This window comes from Pseudomonas caspiana (genome assembly GCF_040224095.2).
Taxonomy (GTDB): domain Bacteria; phylum Pseudomonadota; class Gammaproteobacteria; order Pseudomonadales; family Pseudomonadaceae; genus Aquipseudomonas; species Aquipseudomonas caspiana.
Genome location: NZ_CP167995.1, coordinates 3,233,046 through 3,249,256, shown reverse-complemented (window position 1 = coordinate 3,249,256; position 16,211 = coordinate 3,233,046). Strand labels below are relative to the sequence as shown.

Annotated in this window: 14 protein-coding genes; 7 read left to right on the top strand and 7 right to left on the bottom strand. The window is 59.0% G+C overall.

Annotated elements, in window-relative coordinates:
* Position 1: 1 nt before the first annotated feature.
* The 5 genes from ABRP31_RS14915 to ABRP31_RS14895 all read right to left on the bottom strand — a co-directional run bounded on the left by ABRP31_RS14915 (position 2) and on the right by ABRP31_RS14895 (position 5,747).
* Positions 2-1,336 carry an MFS transporter gene (locus tag ABRP31_RS14915; protein WP_349972885.1) on the bottom strand — a complete coding sequence of 445 codons (1,335 nt, stop codon included), beginning with the start codon at positions 1,334-1,336 and terminating at the stop codon, positions 2-4.
* Positions 1,337-1,506: 170 nt separating this feature from the next.
* Positions 1,507-2,736 carry a Zn-dependent hydrolase gene (locus tag ABRP31_RS14910; RefSeq protein ID WP_372489442.1) on the bottom strand — a complete coding sequence of 410 codons (1,230 nt, stop codon included), beginning with the start codon at positions 2,734-2,736 and terminating at the stop codon, positions 1,507-1,509.
* Between the two features lie 22 nt (positions 2,737-2,758).
* Positions 2,759-3,688 carry a glyoxylate/hydroxypyruvate reductase A gene (locus tag ABRP31_RS14905; protein WP_349972889.1) on the bottom strand — a complete coding sequence of 310 codons (930 nt, stop codon included), beginning with the start codon at positions 3,686-3,688 and terminating at the stop codon, positions 2,759-2,761.
* Positions 3,685-4,440: a class II aldolase/adducin family protein gene (locus ABRP31_RS14900; protein WP_087264236.1), complete on the bottom strand. Its 756-nt coding sequence runs from the start codon at positions 4,438-4,440 to the stop codon at positions 3,685-3,687. The genes ABRP31_RS14905 and ABRP31_RS14900 overlap by 4 nt, the downstream gene beginning before the upstream one ends.
* Positions 4,437-5,747, bottom strand: coding sequence for an MFS transporter (locus ABRP31_RS14895; protein WP_349972891.1), 1,311 nt, complete (start codon positions 5,745-5,747; stop codon positions 4,437-4,439). The genes ABRP31_RS14900 and ABRP31_RS14895 overlap by 4 nt, the downstream gene beginning before the upstream one ends.
* Positions 5,748-5,901: 154 nt before the next feature.
* On the opposite strand from ABRP31_RS14895, the gene ABRP31_RS14890 reads away from it, so the two are divergent.
* Positions 5,902-6,867, top strand: coding sequence for a LysR family transcriptional regulator (locus ABRP31_RS14890; protein WP_349972893.1), 966 nt, complete (start codon positions 5,902-5,904; stop codon positions 6,865-6,867).
* Between the two features lie 8 nt (positions 6,868-6,875).
* On the opposite strand, the gene kdgR is transcribed toward ABRP31_RS14890, so the two are convergent.
* Complete coding sequence (gene kdgR, locus ABRP31_RS14885) at positions 6,876-7,658, bottom strand: DNA-binding transcriptional regulator KdgR (RefSeq protein ID WP_087264242.1); 783 nt, start codon at positions 7,656-7,658, stop codon at positions 6,876-6,878.
* A 151-nt stretch (positions 7,659-7,809) separates the two neighbouring features.
* Here kdgR and ABRP31_RS14880 point away from each other — a divergent pair, with 151 nt between their 5' ends.
* From ABRP31_RS14880 to uxuA, 6 genes are all read left to right on the top strand, one after another.
* On the top strand, positions 7,810-8,817 hold the full coding sequence (locus tag ABRP31_RS14880) for a sugar kinase (RefSeq protein ID WP_349972895.1): 1,008 nt from the start codon (positions 7,810-7,812) through the stop codon (positions 8,815-8,817).
* Positions 8,817-10,028 (top strand): D-mannonate dehydratase ManD, encoded by a 1,212-nt coding sequence (gene manD / locus ABRP31_RS14875; RefSeq protein ID WP_095101480.1) that lies wholly within the window; start codon positions 8,817-8,819, stop codon positions 10,026-10,028. The genes ABRP31_RS14880 and manD overlap by 1 nt, the downstream gene beginning before the upstream one ends.
* A 79-nt stretch (positions 10,029-10,107) precedes the next feature.
* Positions 10,108-11,139 carry a Zn-dependent oxidoreductase gene (locus tag ABRP31_RS14870; RefSeq protein WP_349972898.1) on the top strand — a complete coding sequence of 344 codons (1,032 nt, stop codon included), beginning with the start codon at positions 10,108-10,110 and terminating at the stop codon, positions 11,137-11,139.
* 67 nt (positions 11,140-11,206) lie between these two features.
* Positions 11,207-12,511: an MFS transporter gene (locus ABRP31_RS14865; protein ID WP_087264248.1), complete on the top strand. Its 1,305-nt coding sequence runs from the start codon at positions 11,207-11,209 to the stop codon at positions 12,509-12,511.
* A gap of 11 nt (positions 12,512-12,522) precedes the next feature.
* On the top strand, positions 12,523-13,968 hold the full coding sequence (locus ABRP31_RS14860; protein ID WP_349972901.1) for a mannitol dehydrogenase family protein: 1,446 nt from the start codon (positions 12,523-12,525) through the stop codon (positions 13,966-13,968).
* Positions 13,969-13,985: 17 nt separating this feature from the next.
* Entirely contained in the window at positions 13,986-15,161 is a 1,176-nt protein-coding gene (uxuA, locus tag ABRP31_RS14855) for a mannonate dehydratase (protein ID WP_349972904.1), read from the top strand.
* 315 nt (positions 15,162-15,476) lie between these two features.
* Here the strand turns inward: uxuA and ABRP31_RS14850 are convergent, their stop codons facing one another.
* A complete protein-coding gene (locus tag ABRP31_RS14850; protein ID WP_349972906.1) occupies positions 15,477-16,190 on the bottom strand; it encodes a FadR/GntR family transcriptional regulator in 714 nt (237 codons plus the stop codon).
* Positions 16,191-16,211: the final 21 nt, after the last annotated feature.

The following is a 16,211-nucleotide window of genomic DNA, read 5'->3' as shown; positions in this document are numbered from 1 at the left end:
ATCAGCCATGACTGGCTGCGTCCTTGGTCAGGTCGCGCTTGAAAGTTTCGCTTAGCAAGAGCAGCGCAATCAGTGAAATAACGGCCGAGCCGATCATGTACCAGGCGACCGAAGAACCTTTGCCGGTCAAGGACAGCAGTGCCGTGGTGATGATCGGGGTTGCAGCACTACCCAGCAAACCGGACAACATGTAAGCAACCGACAGCCCGGAATAACGCACCCGGGTACCAAACAGCTCGGCCAGGAAGGTCGCAATAGGCCCATAGTTGGCGGCGAAGGCAGTCATCAGCAGCATGTAGCCCAGGAACACGAACGGCAGCTCACGGGTGTCCATCAGCCAGAACATCGGGAAGGCCACCACGGCCTCGGCGATAATCCCGCCAATGATCACGGGCTTGCGTCCAATACGATCAGACAGCGCGCCGAATGCGGGCAACAGAAAGACGCAGAGCGCACAGGAGGCCAGAACCACACTGAGCATGATCGTGCGGCTAAAGCCCAGCGTCTGGGTGCCGTAGGTCAGGCCAAACGCAACGATGATGTTGAAAGAGGCGCCGGTGGACATGGTAGCAATGCCGCCCAACAGCACCTGTTTCCAGTATTTACGGCAGATCTCTGCAAGCGGCACCTTGATGTGTTTTTCGGTTTTCTGCGCTTTGTTGAAAGCAGGGGTTTCGCTGATATTGAGGCGAATATACAAACCCACGGCAATCAGCAATGCGCTGGCCAGGAACGGAATACGCCAGCCCCAGGAGAGCAAGTCTTCGGCTGGGAGCAGGGCGGCAATGGCCAGAAATGCCAGGTTGGCAAGCATGGTTCCGGCCGGTACACCGATCTGTACCCATGAACCATAGAGTCCGCGCTGATTAGCCGGGGCGTGCTCCACGGCCATCAGCACTGCGCCACCCCATTCACCACCCAGTGCCAGTCCCTGGATGATCCGCAGCGTCAGCAACAGGATCGGCGCCCAGATACCGATGCTGGCGTAATCGGGCAGTAAACCGATAGCGAAAGTCGCTGCGCCCATTACCAAAAGCGAAATCAACAACATCGACTTGCGCCCCAGCTTGTCGCCGAAGTGACCGAACAGCGCGGCGCCTACGATGCGCGCACCGTAGGCCGAAGCAAAGGTGCCGAACGCCAGCAATGTGCCGATCAGGGCATCAAATGCCGGGAAGAAAATCTTGTTGAACACCAGTGCAGACGCGGTTGCAAAGACGAACAAGTCATACCATTCCACCGTGGTGCCGATGACGCTGGCGATGGCGACCTTTTTCATGTTGACCGGCGTTTCCGTTACCGGCGCCTGGCTTTCTACATACGCAGAGCTGTTCATGCCTTATGTCTCCAAAATGAGCGTATGCCCAAAGGATTGAGTTATTGATTGGCAGTTCTACGAGGAGTTGGCGCGTGCTGATCAGCGAGCGCCTGATTGTTTATCGGGCATCTGCGCGCCCTGCCTGCCGGCGTTGAGGCCGACAGGTGCTTGTGGTGACGGATATCGGGCTAGCGCTGAATCCGCTCAACAATTGCGTTGAGCAGCACATCGCAGCCCATGCGTGCATCTTCAGGGAAAACGTCTTCGGCCTCGTTGTGGCTCAGGCCGCCAACACAAGGGATAAACACCATGGTGGTCGGGCAATGCCGAGCCAGCAGGATGGCGTCGTGGCCTGCGCCGCTGACGATGTCCTGATGTGGATACCCCAGCGCCTCGACGGCACGGCGCACCGCTGCAACGCAATCCTTGTCGAACGGAGTGGCCGGGCTTAGCCAGTGGCGCTGTATGTCCAGGGTCAACCCGCGGGCGTCAGCCACCTGCTGGAAACGCTGTTGGACATGCTGTTCCATGAGCGCAATCTGCTCGTCTTCGTGGTGACGCAAATCGACCGTGAAGTTCACGCTGCCTGCGATGGTATTTCGCGACGATTTGGCGATGCTCAGCTGACCGATGGTGACCAGACCTTTGGGGGCGTATTCGTCCGCCAAAGCTTCAAGTTGCGCAGCCATCTGCGCTACGCCAAACAGCGCGTCCTTGCGCAGTTTCATCGGTGTGGTCCCGGCATGGGCGCTCTGGCCTTTGACCTGCACGTCCAGCCAGCAAATCGCCTGGCCGCCCGTCACCACGCCCACCGGGATGCCGTTGTCTTCAAGAATCGGACCCTGTTCGATGTGCGCTTCGAAATACGCATCGAAAGGACGTTTGAAGGGGTGCTCACCCACATGCCCGGTGGCGTCCAGCGCTTGAGCGACACTGATACCGTCCGCATCGCAGGCGTCCAGCGCGGTCTGTAATTCCAGGCTGCCGGTGAATACCGCAGAACCAAACATCGCAGGTGTGAAGCGCGCACCTTCTTCGTTGGTCCAGACCGCGATCTCGATCGGCCGCTGGCTCTGGATACCTTGTTCGTTCAGGCAACGCACCACTTCCAGCCCACTCAGCACGCCGTAGATGCCATCGAAGCGACCGCCTTTAGGCTGAGTGTCGAGATGGCTGCCCATCACGATCGGCTCAAGCGTGTCGTCCAGTCCTGCGCGGCGGGCGAACAGGTTGCCGATGGCATCGAAGCCCAGGGTCATGCCTGCTTCCCGACACCAGCCCATGAACAGCTCACGCCCGGCTTTGTCTTCAGCGGACAGGGCCAGACGGCAATTGCCGCCTTTGGCTGTGGCACCGACTTTGGCCATGTCCATGAGGCTGCCCCAGAGCCGATCACCGTTGCAGTTGAGTACGTTCATCATTAAACCTCTTGCGCTTGCTTCAGTAACCCAGATCCGGGTCAACCAGGTTATTGAGGGGTTCGCCGTTGATCAGGCGGCGGGCGTTTTCTGCGACCTGCTGCGCAATGCAGTCGTCGGAGGCTGCGGAGGCCATGTGCGGGGTGATGATCACGCCCGGCATCTGCCACAGAGGGTCGTCTACCGGCAGCGGCTCTTGCTCGAACACATCCAGTACCGCGCCGCGCAAATGCTCGCTGACCAACGCCTGTTGCAAGTCATCAACGATCAGATGTTGCCCGCGTCCGGCATTGACGATTACCGCGCCGGGAGCCAGGGCGGCAAACGTCTTGCTACACAGAATGCCTCGGGTGGCATCGGTCAAGGGCAGCAGGTTGACCAGCATGTCCAGCCCGTTGAGGAATGCCTCGAACTGCTCGTCACCGTGATGACAGATCACGTCCGGTATTTCTCGCGGGCTACGTGCCCAGCCACTCACGGCATAGCCAGCCCCGGCCAGATCACTGGCGATGGCGGCACCCAGCGAACCCAGTCCCATTACGCCTACCTTGAACTGACCGGCGGGCCGTTGTGGATGACGCTGCCAGGCGCTTTGGCGTTGCTGTGCAGCCACGCGATCAAAGTCGCGGTGAAAATGCAGCACGGCCCAGCGCACGTATTCGGTCATGCCTCGCCGATGGTCAGGGTCCACCACGCGGCAGGCGGGAAGGTCCGCTCGACTCGGGTCCGTGCGCAAGTGATCGACACCGGCGCCCACCGAATGCACCAGTTGCAGGTTGGGCAGGTTCGCCATGCTGCCTGCGGGTGGATACCAACAGGCAGCGATTTGTGCCTCGACGGCGGCCGGATCATCGGGCAATACCACCTTGAGTTCAGGCGCGTTACGGGCGAATGCGGCTTGCAGTTCGCTGTCTAGAGCGGTGTCATTGGTCAGCAGGACGATGGTGGTCATGAGCAGTAGGACTCGCGTTGGTCTTCGATCAAGGTCAGTGCTGCTTTCCAGCTCAACTGAATGATTTCTGCGGCTTCATCGCGATCAAACTGTTGGGCTGTCAAACGGCACACTTCCTCGCTGGGTTGCACGAGTTTACTGTTACCGGACAGGGCTTGAACCTGTGCCTGACACGCTCGCTCGAGAAAATGTATCTCATGAAACGCTTGAGCCACGCTGCCACCACCCGCCAACAGGCCGTGATTACGCAGGATCATCGCTCTGTGGGGGCCAAGATCCGCCACCAGTCTCTCGCGTTCTTCCAGTGACAGCGCAATGCCCTCATAGGTGTGGTAAGCGAGCTTGCCGTAGAACTTCAAGGCGTGCTGGCTGATCGGTAGCAACCCCTGTTCCTGGGCGGCAACGGCCATGCCTGCGGCCGTGTGGGTATGGATCACGCAGTTCAGGTCTTCACGCGCCATGTGGATCGCTGAGTGGATGACGAAACCCGCAGCGTTGACCCGGCTGTTCTCGATATCGCCATTGACTACCTGACCGTGCTGATCGATGCGCACCAGATCGCTAGCCGTCATCCGGTCGAATATCACGCCGTAACGGTTGATCAGGAAGTGATGCTCAGGGCCCGGAATACGCAGGCTGATGTGGGTGTCGATCAAGTCCGTCATGCGAAAGTGCGCGATCAATCGATACAGTGCCGCCAGTTCGCAGCGGGCTTGCCATTCCACGGCATCAAGAGTGTCTGGGGTGTTCATGAAAGCTCCTTGTTGAAAGCTGGCTGTGCAGCCGGGCTGTTTTCGCCGCGCAGCCGGGCCAGGCCACAGACACCGAACAGCGAAATGCCTGCCAGCACACTGAAGAAGATCGCTAGTGGTAACCACTGTCCCGCGTAGTGAGTTGCCAGCAAGGTGCCGACGATGGGCGTTGTGCCGCCGGCGATGGCACAGATCAACTGGTAGGCAATGGAAATGCCGCTGTAACGCAGGTGCGCTGGAAACGCCTGAGCCATGTAGCCAGCAATCACCGCATACAGCGCCGACAGGGTGATCACGGCCATAGCGATGCCAAGGGTCATCAACGCTAGATTTTGCGTGCCGACCAGTAAAAACATCGGGTAGGGCATGGCCATGGAGAGCAGCGCCGCCAACATCAGGAAGCGGCCTTCGCCAATACGTTCGGCCAGCAAAGCGCTGATGGGCTGGGAAATGAATTGCAGGACGGTCACGATAAACAGGCAATCCAGAATGGTCGCCCGGGAGATGCCCTGATACTGGGTCACGTAAGTAATCATGAAGGTGTTGGTGAAGAAGAATCCTGCCGAGCCAATGGTGACGGCACAGGCTGCGAAGAGAATCTGTCGCCAGCAGGTGCGCAGCACGTCCAGCACCGGGTACTTGGCGGTTTCGCCTTTCTCCGCGACTTCCTTGAATTCCGGTGACTCTTCAACGCCAAAGCGGATCGCCAGGCCAATCATCATCAAGGCGCCGCTGGCCAGGAACGGCAAACGCCAGCCCCAGTCGGCGAATTCAGCGGGCTCCAGAGATGTCACCAGCCTGAATGCAATCAGCGCGAGCAACAAACCGGCCGGGCTGCCCAGTTGTGCGAAAGAGGCATAGAAGGTTTTACGACCCTTGGGTGCATGCTCGCTGGCCATCAACACCGCACCGCCCCATTCGCCGCCGACAGAGATGCCTTGCACGATGCGCAACGCCACCAGCCCGATTGGCGCCCAGATACCGGCGGTGGCGTAGCTTGGCAACAAGCCGATCCCGGTAGTCGCGAGCCCCATCAACAGCATCGTGAACAGCAACATCTTTTTCCGGCCAAGACGATCCCCCAGATGGCCGAACACCATCCCGGCCATGGGCCGTGCGATGAAGCCGACAGCAAAGGTCCCGAAAGCCGCGAGGGTGCTGAGGCCGGGAGTATCACTGGGAAAGAACACTTGCCCCAGAATCAATGCAGCCGCAGTGGCATAGATGTAGAAGTCGTAGAACTCAATAGTGGTCCCAACGAATGCCGCGGCAGCCGCGCGACGAGGCTGATTGGATGAGGTTCGCATGCAAGGCCCTTTTTGGTTTTGGCGTTATGGCAGGGATTGAGGCTGGTCACGTAGCGCTCTGGGGGCGCTTCCCTGCTTTATCGCTCGCGGCCTATAATTAATCAATTTGCTAATACTTATTTTGTGTATTAGCCAAGCTACTAATGGTGCGGTGATGAACAACGACGAATCGGTCGAAGCACAAGGCAAGTGGCAAGGACGGCGCTTTCTCAATGACCGACTGGACTGGAACCTGTTGCGCACGTATCTGGCGATCGGTCAGGAACGCAGTATCAGCCGTGCGGCGGCAAGGCTTTTCGTCACGCAGTCAGCGGTCAGTCAGTCGCTGAAACGCCTTGAGGAACAGCTCGATTGTGCGTTGATCGTGCGCAAGGGCCCGCGCTTCGATCTGACTCAGGCCGGAGAGGAGGTGTTTGGGATTGCCCAGGAAATGTATGGCAATGTCTCGCGCCTGGGCACGGCGGTTGAGGGCGCCGAGGAAAAGGTCGTTGGCAAGGTGCGTGTGCTGTCCATCAGTCATGTTCAGTCACCGCTCTATGACGACTTTCTTGCGGACTTTCACCTGTTGCATCCGCGTGTCGAACTGGAACTTGAAGTCATGCGCAGTTCGGACATTCAGAGTTCGCTGAACCAGAAAACTGCCAGTCTGGGCATCGGCCTGTGCCGCTTCCCCCAGGCGAAACTGGAGCGGGTTTTGTTAATGCGCCAGCGCTACGCATTCTTCTGCGGCAAACGACATCGGCTGTTCGGCAAACGAGGGTTGGCACTGGATGCATTGCAGGGCGAAAACTTTGTCAGCTTCACCAGCGACCAGCTTGGCGGCAATCTGTCGCCGTTGACAGTGTTCCGTGATCAGCAGGGCTTTACCGGCAAAATCGTCGCATCCTCGCCCAGCTTTGAAGAGATTCGCCGGTTGATCATTGCCGGTTACGGCATCGGTTGTTTGCCTGAACACCTGGTGGACAATGATTTGCACAACGGTCTGATCTGGCGTTTGCCACCGGCTGACGGCGTGGTGGATGTCGATATGTTTCTGATGTGGAACCGTGATCAGCGGATGAACCGCGCCGAGACGGTTTTTATCGAGTCGTTTCGGCGAGTCATCGAAGAGACGCTGTGATCAGCAGGTTATTTCGCGTGCCAGCCTAACTGGCTGGAAATCCGCTGCGTGGCTTCCATCAGCTGTTTGACGTAATCCTGCTTGAGTTCTTCGCGAAAGCGGAAGCAGGGAAATGAAACGCTCATGCCACCGATCACATGACCAAAACGGTCGCGGATCGGCGCTGCCAGACAGCGCATGTTGTCTTCAAATTCTTCATGGTCTTCGGCATAACCCTGGTCGCGAACCACCTGTAATTCCTGCAAATAAGCATCGACGGTTGTCAGCGTGTTGGCTGTGCGGCGCTCGAAGCTTTCTTCCTGCAAGTGCGCCAACAATTCCGGCTGATCCAGCCATGCCATCAAGACCTTGCCGATCCCGGTGCAGTAAAGCGGCGCGCGGCGCCCGATACGCGAGTACATCCGCAGGTTGTACTTGGAGTCGATCTTGTGCACGTAGACGATGCTGCCTTCGTCAAGAATCCCCAAATGTACGGTCTCGCCGGTCAACTCGTTGATACGGCGCATGCCTGGCTCAGCCTCGCGGACGATGTCCAGATGGGGCAGGGCCTGAGCACCCAACTCAAACAGTCGAACGCTGAGCCGGTAACGATCTTCGGCGTCCTGCACCACATAGCCACGCGCCTTGAGTGACTGCAAAAAGCGGTAAACGGTGCTTTTGGACATGTCCAGTTTCTGCGCGATTTCCGATACGCCGCTTTCCTCGGGATGTTCTGCCAATGCCTCTAGTACCGCCATGGTCCGGCCTACTGCGGAGACCAGTTCATTGTTCTGGAGAGTGCTGTTGTCCATGAAGGCTCCAACGGGAACGGAAAACCCAAGGATATACGCAAGCGAATCAAAACGCTGTTTCATTTTTCTTGACGGTGAGGAAAATCTGATCAAAACTCGGGCACAAGCTACAAATGAAACGCCGTTTTAAAAATAATAAAGGCGCGTAATGATGAATGCGATTTCAAAACACCGGCCGCAATCCGTTTCACCCAACCCCGTGAAGGTAGCGATGGTGGGTGAGTGCATGATCGAGATGCGTGCCGAATCAGCTTCAGACTTCAGCCAGACGTTTGGCGGTGACACACTCAACACCGCCGTCTATCTGGCCCGATTGAATCCAGCCACGCGCATTGCTGTTGATTACGTGACCGCCATCGGTGCGGACAGCTTCAGCGACGCCATGCGCCAGTTGTGGTGTGATGAAGGCGTCGGAAACCAGAACGTGCGGGTGATCAAGGACGCATTGCCGGGCCTTTACGTCATCCAGACCGATACGCGTGGCGAACGACGTTTTGTCTATTGGCGGGGCCAGGCAGCAGCTCGGCGCATGTTCGACGGGCCTGAGGCAGATGTGTTGCTGCAGGCACTGGCCGATTACGACTACCTCTATTTGAGCGGCATCAGCCTGGCGATCCTCACGCCCGATGGCCGCGCTCGCTTGCTGCAGGCTGTTGCTCAAGCCCGGGCATCCGGCACCCGGATCGTTTTTGATAACAACTTCCGTCCCCACCTTTGGCCAGACGCCAACACGGCGCGTCAGGTCTATAGCGACATGCTGCGCCTGACCGATCTGGCCCTGATCACCTGGGAGGACGACGAAGCCTTGTTTGGTTACGCCGACGTCGAGTCCCTGTTCAGTGCCTATGCGAGCTTCGGCGTGGACGAGGTCGTGCTCAAGCGCGGCGCGGCGTCATGCCTGATCAACTGCGCCGGCGAGCGCTTCGAAGTGCCTGCAGAAGCCGTGCGCAACATCGTCGACACGACGGCGGCAGGCGATTCGTTCAGCGCCGGGTATCTCTCCTGTCGCCTGCAGGGCGGCGCGCCGGATCTCGCGGGTCAGTGGGGACATCGACTGGCCGCTCAAGTCGTTCAGCATCGCGGTGCACTGATCCCCTTGGCCGCGATGCCCAGTCTCGATATGCCTTCTTTTTCTTTTGCCGCAGAGGCCCGCAACTGATGAAAATCATTGAAGCCCGTGTGATCGTGACCTGTCCGGGTCGCAACCTGATCACTCTTAAAATCGTCACGGATGCCGGTATTTACGGCATCGGTGATGCGACCCTCAATGGCCGCGAACTGGCGGTGGTCGCCTACCTTGAAGAACACGTACTGCCCGCGCTGATCGGTCGCGATGCTCATCGTATCGAGGACATCTGGCAATACCTGTATCGCGGGGCCTACTGGCGCCGTGGTCCGGTGACCATGACCGCGATCGCGGCGGTAGACATCGCGCTGTGGGACATCAAAGCCAAGGCCGCCAACATGCCGTTGTATCAGTTGCTGGGTGGCAAGAGCCGCGAGCGGGTGATGGTGTACGGGCACGCCACCGGCAAAGACATCGAGGGTTGCCTGGACGAAGTCGCCCGCCATGTCGAGCTAGGTTACAAAGCGGTGCGCGTGCAGTGCGGGATTCCCGGGATTGCGACCACTTATGGCGTGGCCAAGCGCAGCGGCGAGCGTTACGAACCGGCTGACAGCGATTTGCCTGCCGAACATATGTGGGACACCGCCAAGTACCTTAACTATGTGCCCAAACTGTTTGCAGCCGTGCGCGAGCGTTTCGGTGACGACCTGCACATTCTTCACGACGTCCACCATCGCCTCACGCCTATCGAAGCGGGTCGGTTGGGTAAAGCTGTTGAGCCGTTCAACCTGTTCTGGCTGGAGGACTGCACCCCGGCTGAAAATCAGGCAGCGTTTCGCCTGATCCGTCAGCACACCACCACGCCATTGGCGGTGGGTGAAGTCTTCAACTCGATTCATGACTGCCGCGAGCTGATCCAGGAGCAGTTGATCGACTACATCCGCGCCACTCTGGTACACGCAGGTGGCATTACTCATGTGCGACGCATTGCGGACTTTGCTGCGTTGTTCCAGGTTCGTACCGGCTTTCACGGGGCTACAGACCTGTCGCCGGTGTGCATGGGCGCTGCCCTGCATTTCGATACCTGGGTGCCTAACTTCGGCATTCAGGAACACATGCCCCACGACGAGCGAATCGACGAAGTCTTTCCTCACGCCTATCGCTTTGAAGACGGCCATTTCACCCCCGGCGAAACCCCGGGACATGGCGTCGACATCGACGAGAACCTCGCGGCGAAATACCCCTACAAGCGCGCCAGCCTGCCGGTCAATCGCCTTGAAGACGGCACGCTCTGGCACTGGTAAGCCCGGCTTCGATACCAGTAAAAAACGATTTACCACAACAAGAACATCAGGCGGCGGCCGCCCTGACAGGAGTTATCCGATGAAAGCTTTTCAAGTAAGAGCACCTTTTGAGTTCGGCCTGGCCCAGGTCGAGGTGCCGCAAATCGCACCCGGCGAAGTCAAGGTGGACGTCGCCTATGCCGGTATCTGCGGCTCGGACATGCACATCATCCATGGGCAAAACGCTTTCGTGCGCTTCCCTAGGGTTACCGGGCATGAGTTCTCTGGCGTGGTGCGCGAAGTGGGTGAGGGCGTTGAACACCTCAAGGCCGGCGACCGCGTGTGCATCGACCCGGTGATCAGTTGCGGCACGTGTTACCCGTGCAGGATCAACCGCCCCAACGTCTGCACCAGGCTGCAAGTGATTGGCGTGCACCGTGACGGTGGTTTCAGCGAGCAAGTCTGCGTCCCGGCGGGTAACGCCCATCGCCTGCCTGACTCGATGTCCCTGAGCCACGCGGCGCTGGTCGAGCCTTACTCCATCGCACTCAACGTGCTGGATCGCATGCAGGTACATCCGGGTGACAGTCTGCTGATTTACGGGGCTGGCGTGATTGGCCTGACCCTGGTTCAGATGGCTCGCGCGCTGGGTTTGGCCGACATCACCGTCACCGACGTGATCGACGCGCGGCTGGAAACCGCCAAAGCCCTGGGCGCCAGTCGCACCCTCAATGGTCAGGCGGTCGACGTGGAAGCCACGATGCGTGAGTTGACTCACGGCGAAGGCGTGCCGCTGATTGTCGACGCCGCGTGCATCCCGTCCTTGATGCCGCAAATGGTTCGCCTGGCCTCGCCAGCCGGGCGTATCGGCCTGCTGGGCTTCAATGCAACGCCGAGTGATCTGGTGCAACTCGAAATGATCAAGAAGGAGCTGACCCTGGTGGGTTCGCGCCTGAACAACCGCAAGTTCCCCAAGGTGATCGAGCTGATTGCCAGCGGCAAATTGCAGGTTCAGGAGCTGGTCAGCCATCAGGTGTCTTTCGACGAGATGCCAGCAGCTATCGACCTGATCGAACACCATCCTGAACAGACCCGCAAGGTGCTGGTGCAGTTGGGTGAAGCGCGTGACTAGTCCGATGTAGATACGAGTGCCCCTTTGGGCACCCTCACCGAATAAACATAAAAAGCGGGAGGTTCCAATGTTTGGTCAAGGTCGTACATTAATCATCATCATGCTGTTCCTGGCAGGCGTCATTAACTACCTGGATCGCTCGGCATTGTCCGTTGCTGCCCCTTTCATCCAGAAGGACTACGGTCTGACGACGGGTGAAATGGGCATGATCTTCAGCAGTTTTTTTGTCGGCTATGCGGCGTTCAACTTCATCGGTGGCTGGGCGGCTGATCGCTACGGCGCAAAAACCACGCTGCTGCTGGCGATGGTCCTGTGGTCGCTGTTCAGCGGCCTGACTGTGCTGACCGTAGGTTTCGCCTCGCTGGTGCTGATCCGCATCCTGTTCGGTATGGGTGAAGGGCCGTTGAGCGTGACCACGAGCAAGATGGTCAATAACTGGTACACGCCCAAACAACGCGCGCGGGCGCTGGGTTCATCGATGTCAGGTACGCCGCTGGGCGGGGCGATTTCCGGGCCGGTAGTGGGCTTTATTGCCATCAGCTACGGCTGGAAAGTGTCGTTCATTATCATCATGATCGTGGGCCTGGTTTGGGCGGCAGTCTGGTACAAGTTCGTCAAGGACAAACCGGAAGGCAAGGTTGCCGAAGAGATCCAGCGCGCCGAAGGCACGAGCGAAGTGGCTTCGTTGCCGGTGCATCCGCTGCGTTATTACCTCAAGCAACCCACCGTGCTGTTCACCTCGCTGGCGTTCTTTTCCTATAACTACACGCTGTTCTTCTTCCTGACCTGGTTCCCCAGCTACCTGACCATGGCCCATGGCTTGAACGTCAAGGACATGAGCATCGCCACCGTCATTCCGTGGCTGCTGGGTTTCCTCGGTCTGGCCCTCGGTGGTTTCATCTCGGATTTTGTGTTCAAGAAGACCGGGCGGATGATGTTCTCCCGCAAAGTGGTGCTGGTCACGTGCCTGCTGGCCTGCGCGGCCTGTATTGCGGTAGCCGGTGTGGTCAAGACACTTTATCCAGCGGTCATTCTTGTCGCGCTGGCCGTGTTCTTCCTCTACCTGACCGGCGCCATTTACTGGGCGATCATTCAGGACACCGTGCCTGCCGCACGAGTGGGCGGGGTCAGTGGTTTCATGCACTTTCTGGCGAACACCTCGGGCATCATCGGCCCGACCCTGACCGGTTTTCTGGTGCAGTTCACCGGCTCGTTCACCAGTGCCTTCCTGTTGGCAGGGCTGTTGACCGTAATCGGCGCCGTATGCGTAGCGCGTTACGTAAAACCGCTGAGCGCTGCAGACACGGGTGAAGCGGCTGCACAGATCCCGCAGCCGCAGCATGATTCGGCCTTGAGCCATCCAAGAACATAAGGAGCGATTCGATGCCAATTGTGAACCGTGTGCCTGCTGCCGACCCTGCCTCGGAGATCGGTATCGTGCATCTGGGCCTTGGGGCGTTTCATCGCGCCCATCAGGCGGTCTACCTGCAACGCAATCTCAACCGTCATGGCCAGAGCAGTTGGGGATTATGCAGCGCCAACCTGCGCTCCAATCGCGCCGTGGTTGATCTATTGCGCGAACAGGATGGCCGCTACCACGTTGCCGAGTACCGCGACCGTGAGCACGTGACGCTGCGGGAAATTGCGGTGGTGCGACAGGCGCTGTATGCGGGCGAGGGCGGTGATGAGCTGGAAGTGCTGTTGCAGCGCATGGCCGCGCCGCAAACGCGGATTGTCACGCTCACTGTCACTGAAAAAGGCTATTGCCTGAGCCCGTCAACCGGACAATTGCGCGTTGAAGACCCGACGATTGCCCATGACATCGCTCATCCGCACACGCCGCGTTCGGCGCCCGGCATCGTCCTCGAAGCTTTGCGCCGTCGTCGGGCAGCTGACATCCCGGCGTTCACTGTTCTGTGTTGCGACAACATGCCTGACAACGGCCAGCGTACCCGGCAAGCGGTGCGCGGCCTGGCGGCAGAACAGGATCAAGACCTGGCGCAGTGGGTCGATCAGCACGTAGCGTTTCCAAGTTGCATGGTCGATCGCATTGTCCCGGCCATGACCGCAGAGTCGTTCAGCCGTCTGGAGCAACAACTGGACTACCATGACCCTGCGGCCGTGGTCTGTGAAAGCTTCAGCCAGTGGGTAATCGAGGACAACTTTCCGCTGGGTCGCCCTGACTGGGAAGTCGAAGGCGTGCAGATGGTTGAGGATGTGCAGCCCTTCGAAACGATGAAGCTGCGGATGCTCAACGGCAGCCATTCGTTATTGGCTTACGTGGGCGTGCTGGCGGGTCATGAGTTGGTGTTCGAGGCGGTCAATGACCCACAACTCGCGAGCCTGATCGAACATTACATGGCTCAGGAAGCGGCCCCCACGCTGGACATGCCTGCGGGCATCGATCTTTCCCTCTATGCCCGTGATTTGAAAGCGCGCTTTGCCAATGACAGCCTGCAACATCGTCTGCGCCAGATTGCCATGGACGGTTCGCAGAAGCTGCCGCAACGCTGGCTGCTCGGCGCACAGGAGTTGCTTGATGAGGGACGCGACATTGCCTGCACGGCGCTGGGCGTCGCGGCCTGGATTCGTTACTGCACGCAGCCGACTGAGCAGGTTATCGACGATCCGTTGAACGCCACCTTTGCCGATCTGGCGGGGCGTTTCGAAGGTGCAGCTCTGGTAGACGCATTTCTCGAGCTGGATGAAGTTTTCCCGGCGGCGTTGGCCAATCGCCCGGCGTTTCGTGACGCCGTGCAACAGGCTTACAGCTCGCTGGTTGGCGAAGGTATCAGCAGCGCGCTGCAACGCTTCGCTGCACACCACTAACAAGAAAGGAGAAGCACATGGAACAGACATGGCGCTGGTTTGGCCCCAAAGACCCGATCTCCCTGGCGGATGTCCGGCAAACCGGCGCGACCGGCATCGTCACCGCACTGCATGAAATCCCCAACGGCGAAGTGTGGCCAGTAAAGGCCATCGCGGCGCGCAAAAAAATGATTGAAGACACTGGCTTGACCTGGTCAGTGGTGGAAAGCATCCCGGTACATGAAGACATCAAGCGCGGCTGTGGCCGACGTGATGAGTACATCGCCAACTACCAGCAAAGCGTGCGTAACTTGGCCAGTTGCGGCATCGATATCGTCTGCTACAACTTCATGCCGGTACTGGACTGGACACGTACCGACCTGGCCTGGGAACTGGCAGACGGTGGGTGGGCACTGCGTTTCGACCAGACCGCGTTTGCCGCCTTCGACCTGTTCATCCTCAAGCGTCCGGGGGCAGAAGCCGAGTACAGCGCCGAGGATATTCAGCAGGCCAAAACCTATTTTGAAGGGCTGACCGAAAGCCAGCGCCAGGCGTTGGTCAATACGCTGATTGCAGGTTTACCGGGCGCCGAGGAGCATTACACTCTGGAAGATTTTCGGGCCTTGCTGCGTACTTACGCGGACATCGACGAAGCCCGGTTGCGTGAGCATCTGGGGTACTTTCTGCGTGCATTGATACCGGTAGCGGAAGAAGTTGGCGTGCGGATGGCGATTCACCCGGACGACCCACCTCGTGCGCTGCTGGGGCTGCCACGCATCCTGTCTACCGCCGCCGATGTCCAATGGTTGCTGGACGCCGCGCCTAGCCAAGCCAATGGTCTGACGTTCTGCACCGGCTCTTACGGTGTGCGCGAGGACAACGATCTTGTGGCCATGGCAAAGCACTTTGCGCCATATATCTACTTCACGCATTTACGCTCAACCCGCCGCGAGGCCGACCCGCGCAGCTTCCACGAAGCCCATCACCTGGGCGGCGACGTTGATATGGTCGGCGTTATCCGCGAACTGGTCACCGAGGAGCGCAGACGCGAACGCGAAGGCGGCCCACGCCTGCCATTGCGTCCGGACCATGGTCATCAATTGCTCGACGATCAGCATCGCAAGAGCAATCCTGGTTACTCGCTGATTGGTCGGTTAAAAGGTCTGGCAGAGATTCGCGGGGTGGAACTGGCGGTGCGGGAGCAGTTGGGCTGAAAGACCTTAGCGCCTGCATCGCGGGCAAGCCCAGCTCCCACAGGGGGAATGTGATCTCATGTGGGAGCCGGGCTTGCCCGCGATGCAGGCGCTACACATATATCGCTCGAGTGCAGCCCAGACCAAGCCCGGCTCCCATGTGAGACCGTGTTCCCCTGTTGGAGCGAGGCTTGCCCGCGAAGAACGATTAAGCGGTTCTTCTGCCATACCGCTGTCGACTGGTTCTTGGGCAAGCCCAGCTCCCACAGGGGAATGTGATCTCATGTGGGAGCCGGGCTTGCCCGCGATGCAGGCGCCATAGACATCAAGCCAACCCTAACGCCCCCAATCCTCCGGCTCCAGCGCTTGCAGCCAGCGTCCTTCCGAGCGACTTAAATGCTGGCGCATCGAGGTTTGGGCGCCGAGTACGTCCTTGCTGGCAACCGCACGCAGAATCGCCTCATGCTCAATGACCGCCGCTTCCCAGGTCGACGCATTCTCAGAATGCTTGCTCAAGTGAGCCGAAATTGGGTTGTGTCTTTCATCAAAGAGCGCAGTGATAATTCGCACCAGCGCCGAATTGCCGCTCATTTTGGCCAGACGATGATGAAACTTGCGGTCGTCCTCCAGCGGCGGCAGGCCATTGGCAATGCTTGCGCGCATGGCGTCGATGCGGTCCTGCAAATAGCGGTAGTCACTTTTCTTGCCATGCAAACAGGCCAGAACCACGCTTTCGCCTTCGATCAACGCCCGGGCCTGCATCAGCTCCGAGGGGCTCTCGCCCAAGGTCACAGGTTTGCTGCTGCCATCCTTGGGAGTGGCGCGCACATAAACACCTGAGCCCATCTTGATTTCGACGGCGCCTTCGATCTCCAGTGCAATCAACGCCTCGCGCAGCGAAGGTCGCGACACACCCAACAGCCGCGTCAGGTCACGTTCAGGGGGAAGCCTTGCACCGGTTTTGAAGTCCGCCTGCGCAATGTAATTGCGCAATTGATCGGCGATTTTCTGATACGGCTTTCGCTCAGCGGCGTTGATCGGTGAAACCATGGCGACGGCGTCCCTCGGAAA

Bases quoted from the DNA above. Each gene is read 5' to 3' on its own strand.
- ABRP31_RS14915 (WP_349972885.1), bottom strand. From the start codon at position 1,336: ATGAACAGCTCTGCGTATGTAGAAAGCCAGGCGCCGGTAACGGAAACG.
- ABRP31_RS14910 (WP_372489442.1), bottom strand. From the start codon at position 2,736: ATGAACGTACTCAACTGCAACGGTGATCGGCTCTGGGGCAGCCTCATG.
- ABRP31_RS14905 (WP_349972889.1), bottom strand. From the start codon at position 3,688: ATGACCACCATCGTCCTGCTGACCAATGACACCGCTCTAGACAGCGAA.
- ABRP31_RS14900 (WP_087264236.1), bottom strand. From the start codon at position 4,440: ATGAACACCCCAGACACTCTTGATGCCGTGGAATGGCAAGCCCGCTGC.
- ABRP31_RS14895 (WP_349972891.1), bottom strand. From the start codon at position 5,747: ATGCGAACCTCATCCAATCAGCCTCGTCGCGCGGCTGCCGCGGCATTC.
- ABRP31_RS14890 (WP_349972893.1), top strand. From the start codon at position 5,902: ATGAACAACGACGAATCGGTCGAAGCACAAGGCAAGTGGCAAGGACGG.
- kdgR (WP_087264242.1), bottom strand. From the start codon at position 7,658: ATGGACAACAGCACTCTCCAGAACAATGAACTGGTCTCCGCAGTAGGC.
- ABRP31_RS14880 (WP_349972895.1), top strand. From the start codon at position 7,810: ATGAATGCGATTTCAAAACACCGGCCGCAATCCGTTTCACCCAACCCC.
- manD (WP_095101480.1), top strand. From the start codon at position 8,817: ATGAAAATCATTGAAGCCCGTGTGATCGTGACCTGTCCGGGTCGCAAC.
- ABRP31_RS14870 (WP_349972898.1), top strand. From the start codon at position 10,108: ATGAAAGCTTTTCAAGTAAGAGCACCTTTTGAGTTCGGCCTGGCCCAG.
- ABRP31_RS14865 (WP_087264248.1), top strand. From the start codon at position 11,207: ATGTTTGGTCAAGGTCGTACATTAATCATCATCATGCTGTTCCTGGCA.
- ABRP31_RS14860 (WP_349972901.1), top strand. From the start codon at position 12,523: ATGCCAATTGTGAACCGTGTGCCTGCTGCCGACCCTGCCTCGGAGATC.
- uxuA (WP_349972904.1), top strand. From the start codon at position 13,986: ATGGAACAGACATGGCGCTGGTTTGGCCCCAAAGACCCGATCTCCCTG.
- ABRP31_RS14850 (WP_349972906.1), bottom strand. From the start codon at position 16,190: ATGGTTTCACCGATCAACGCCGCTGAGCGAAAGCCGTATCAGAAAATC.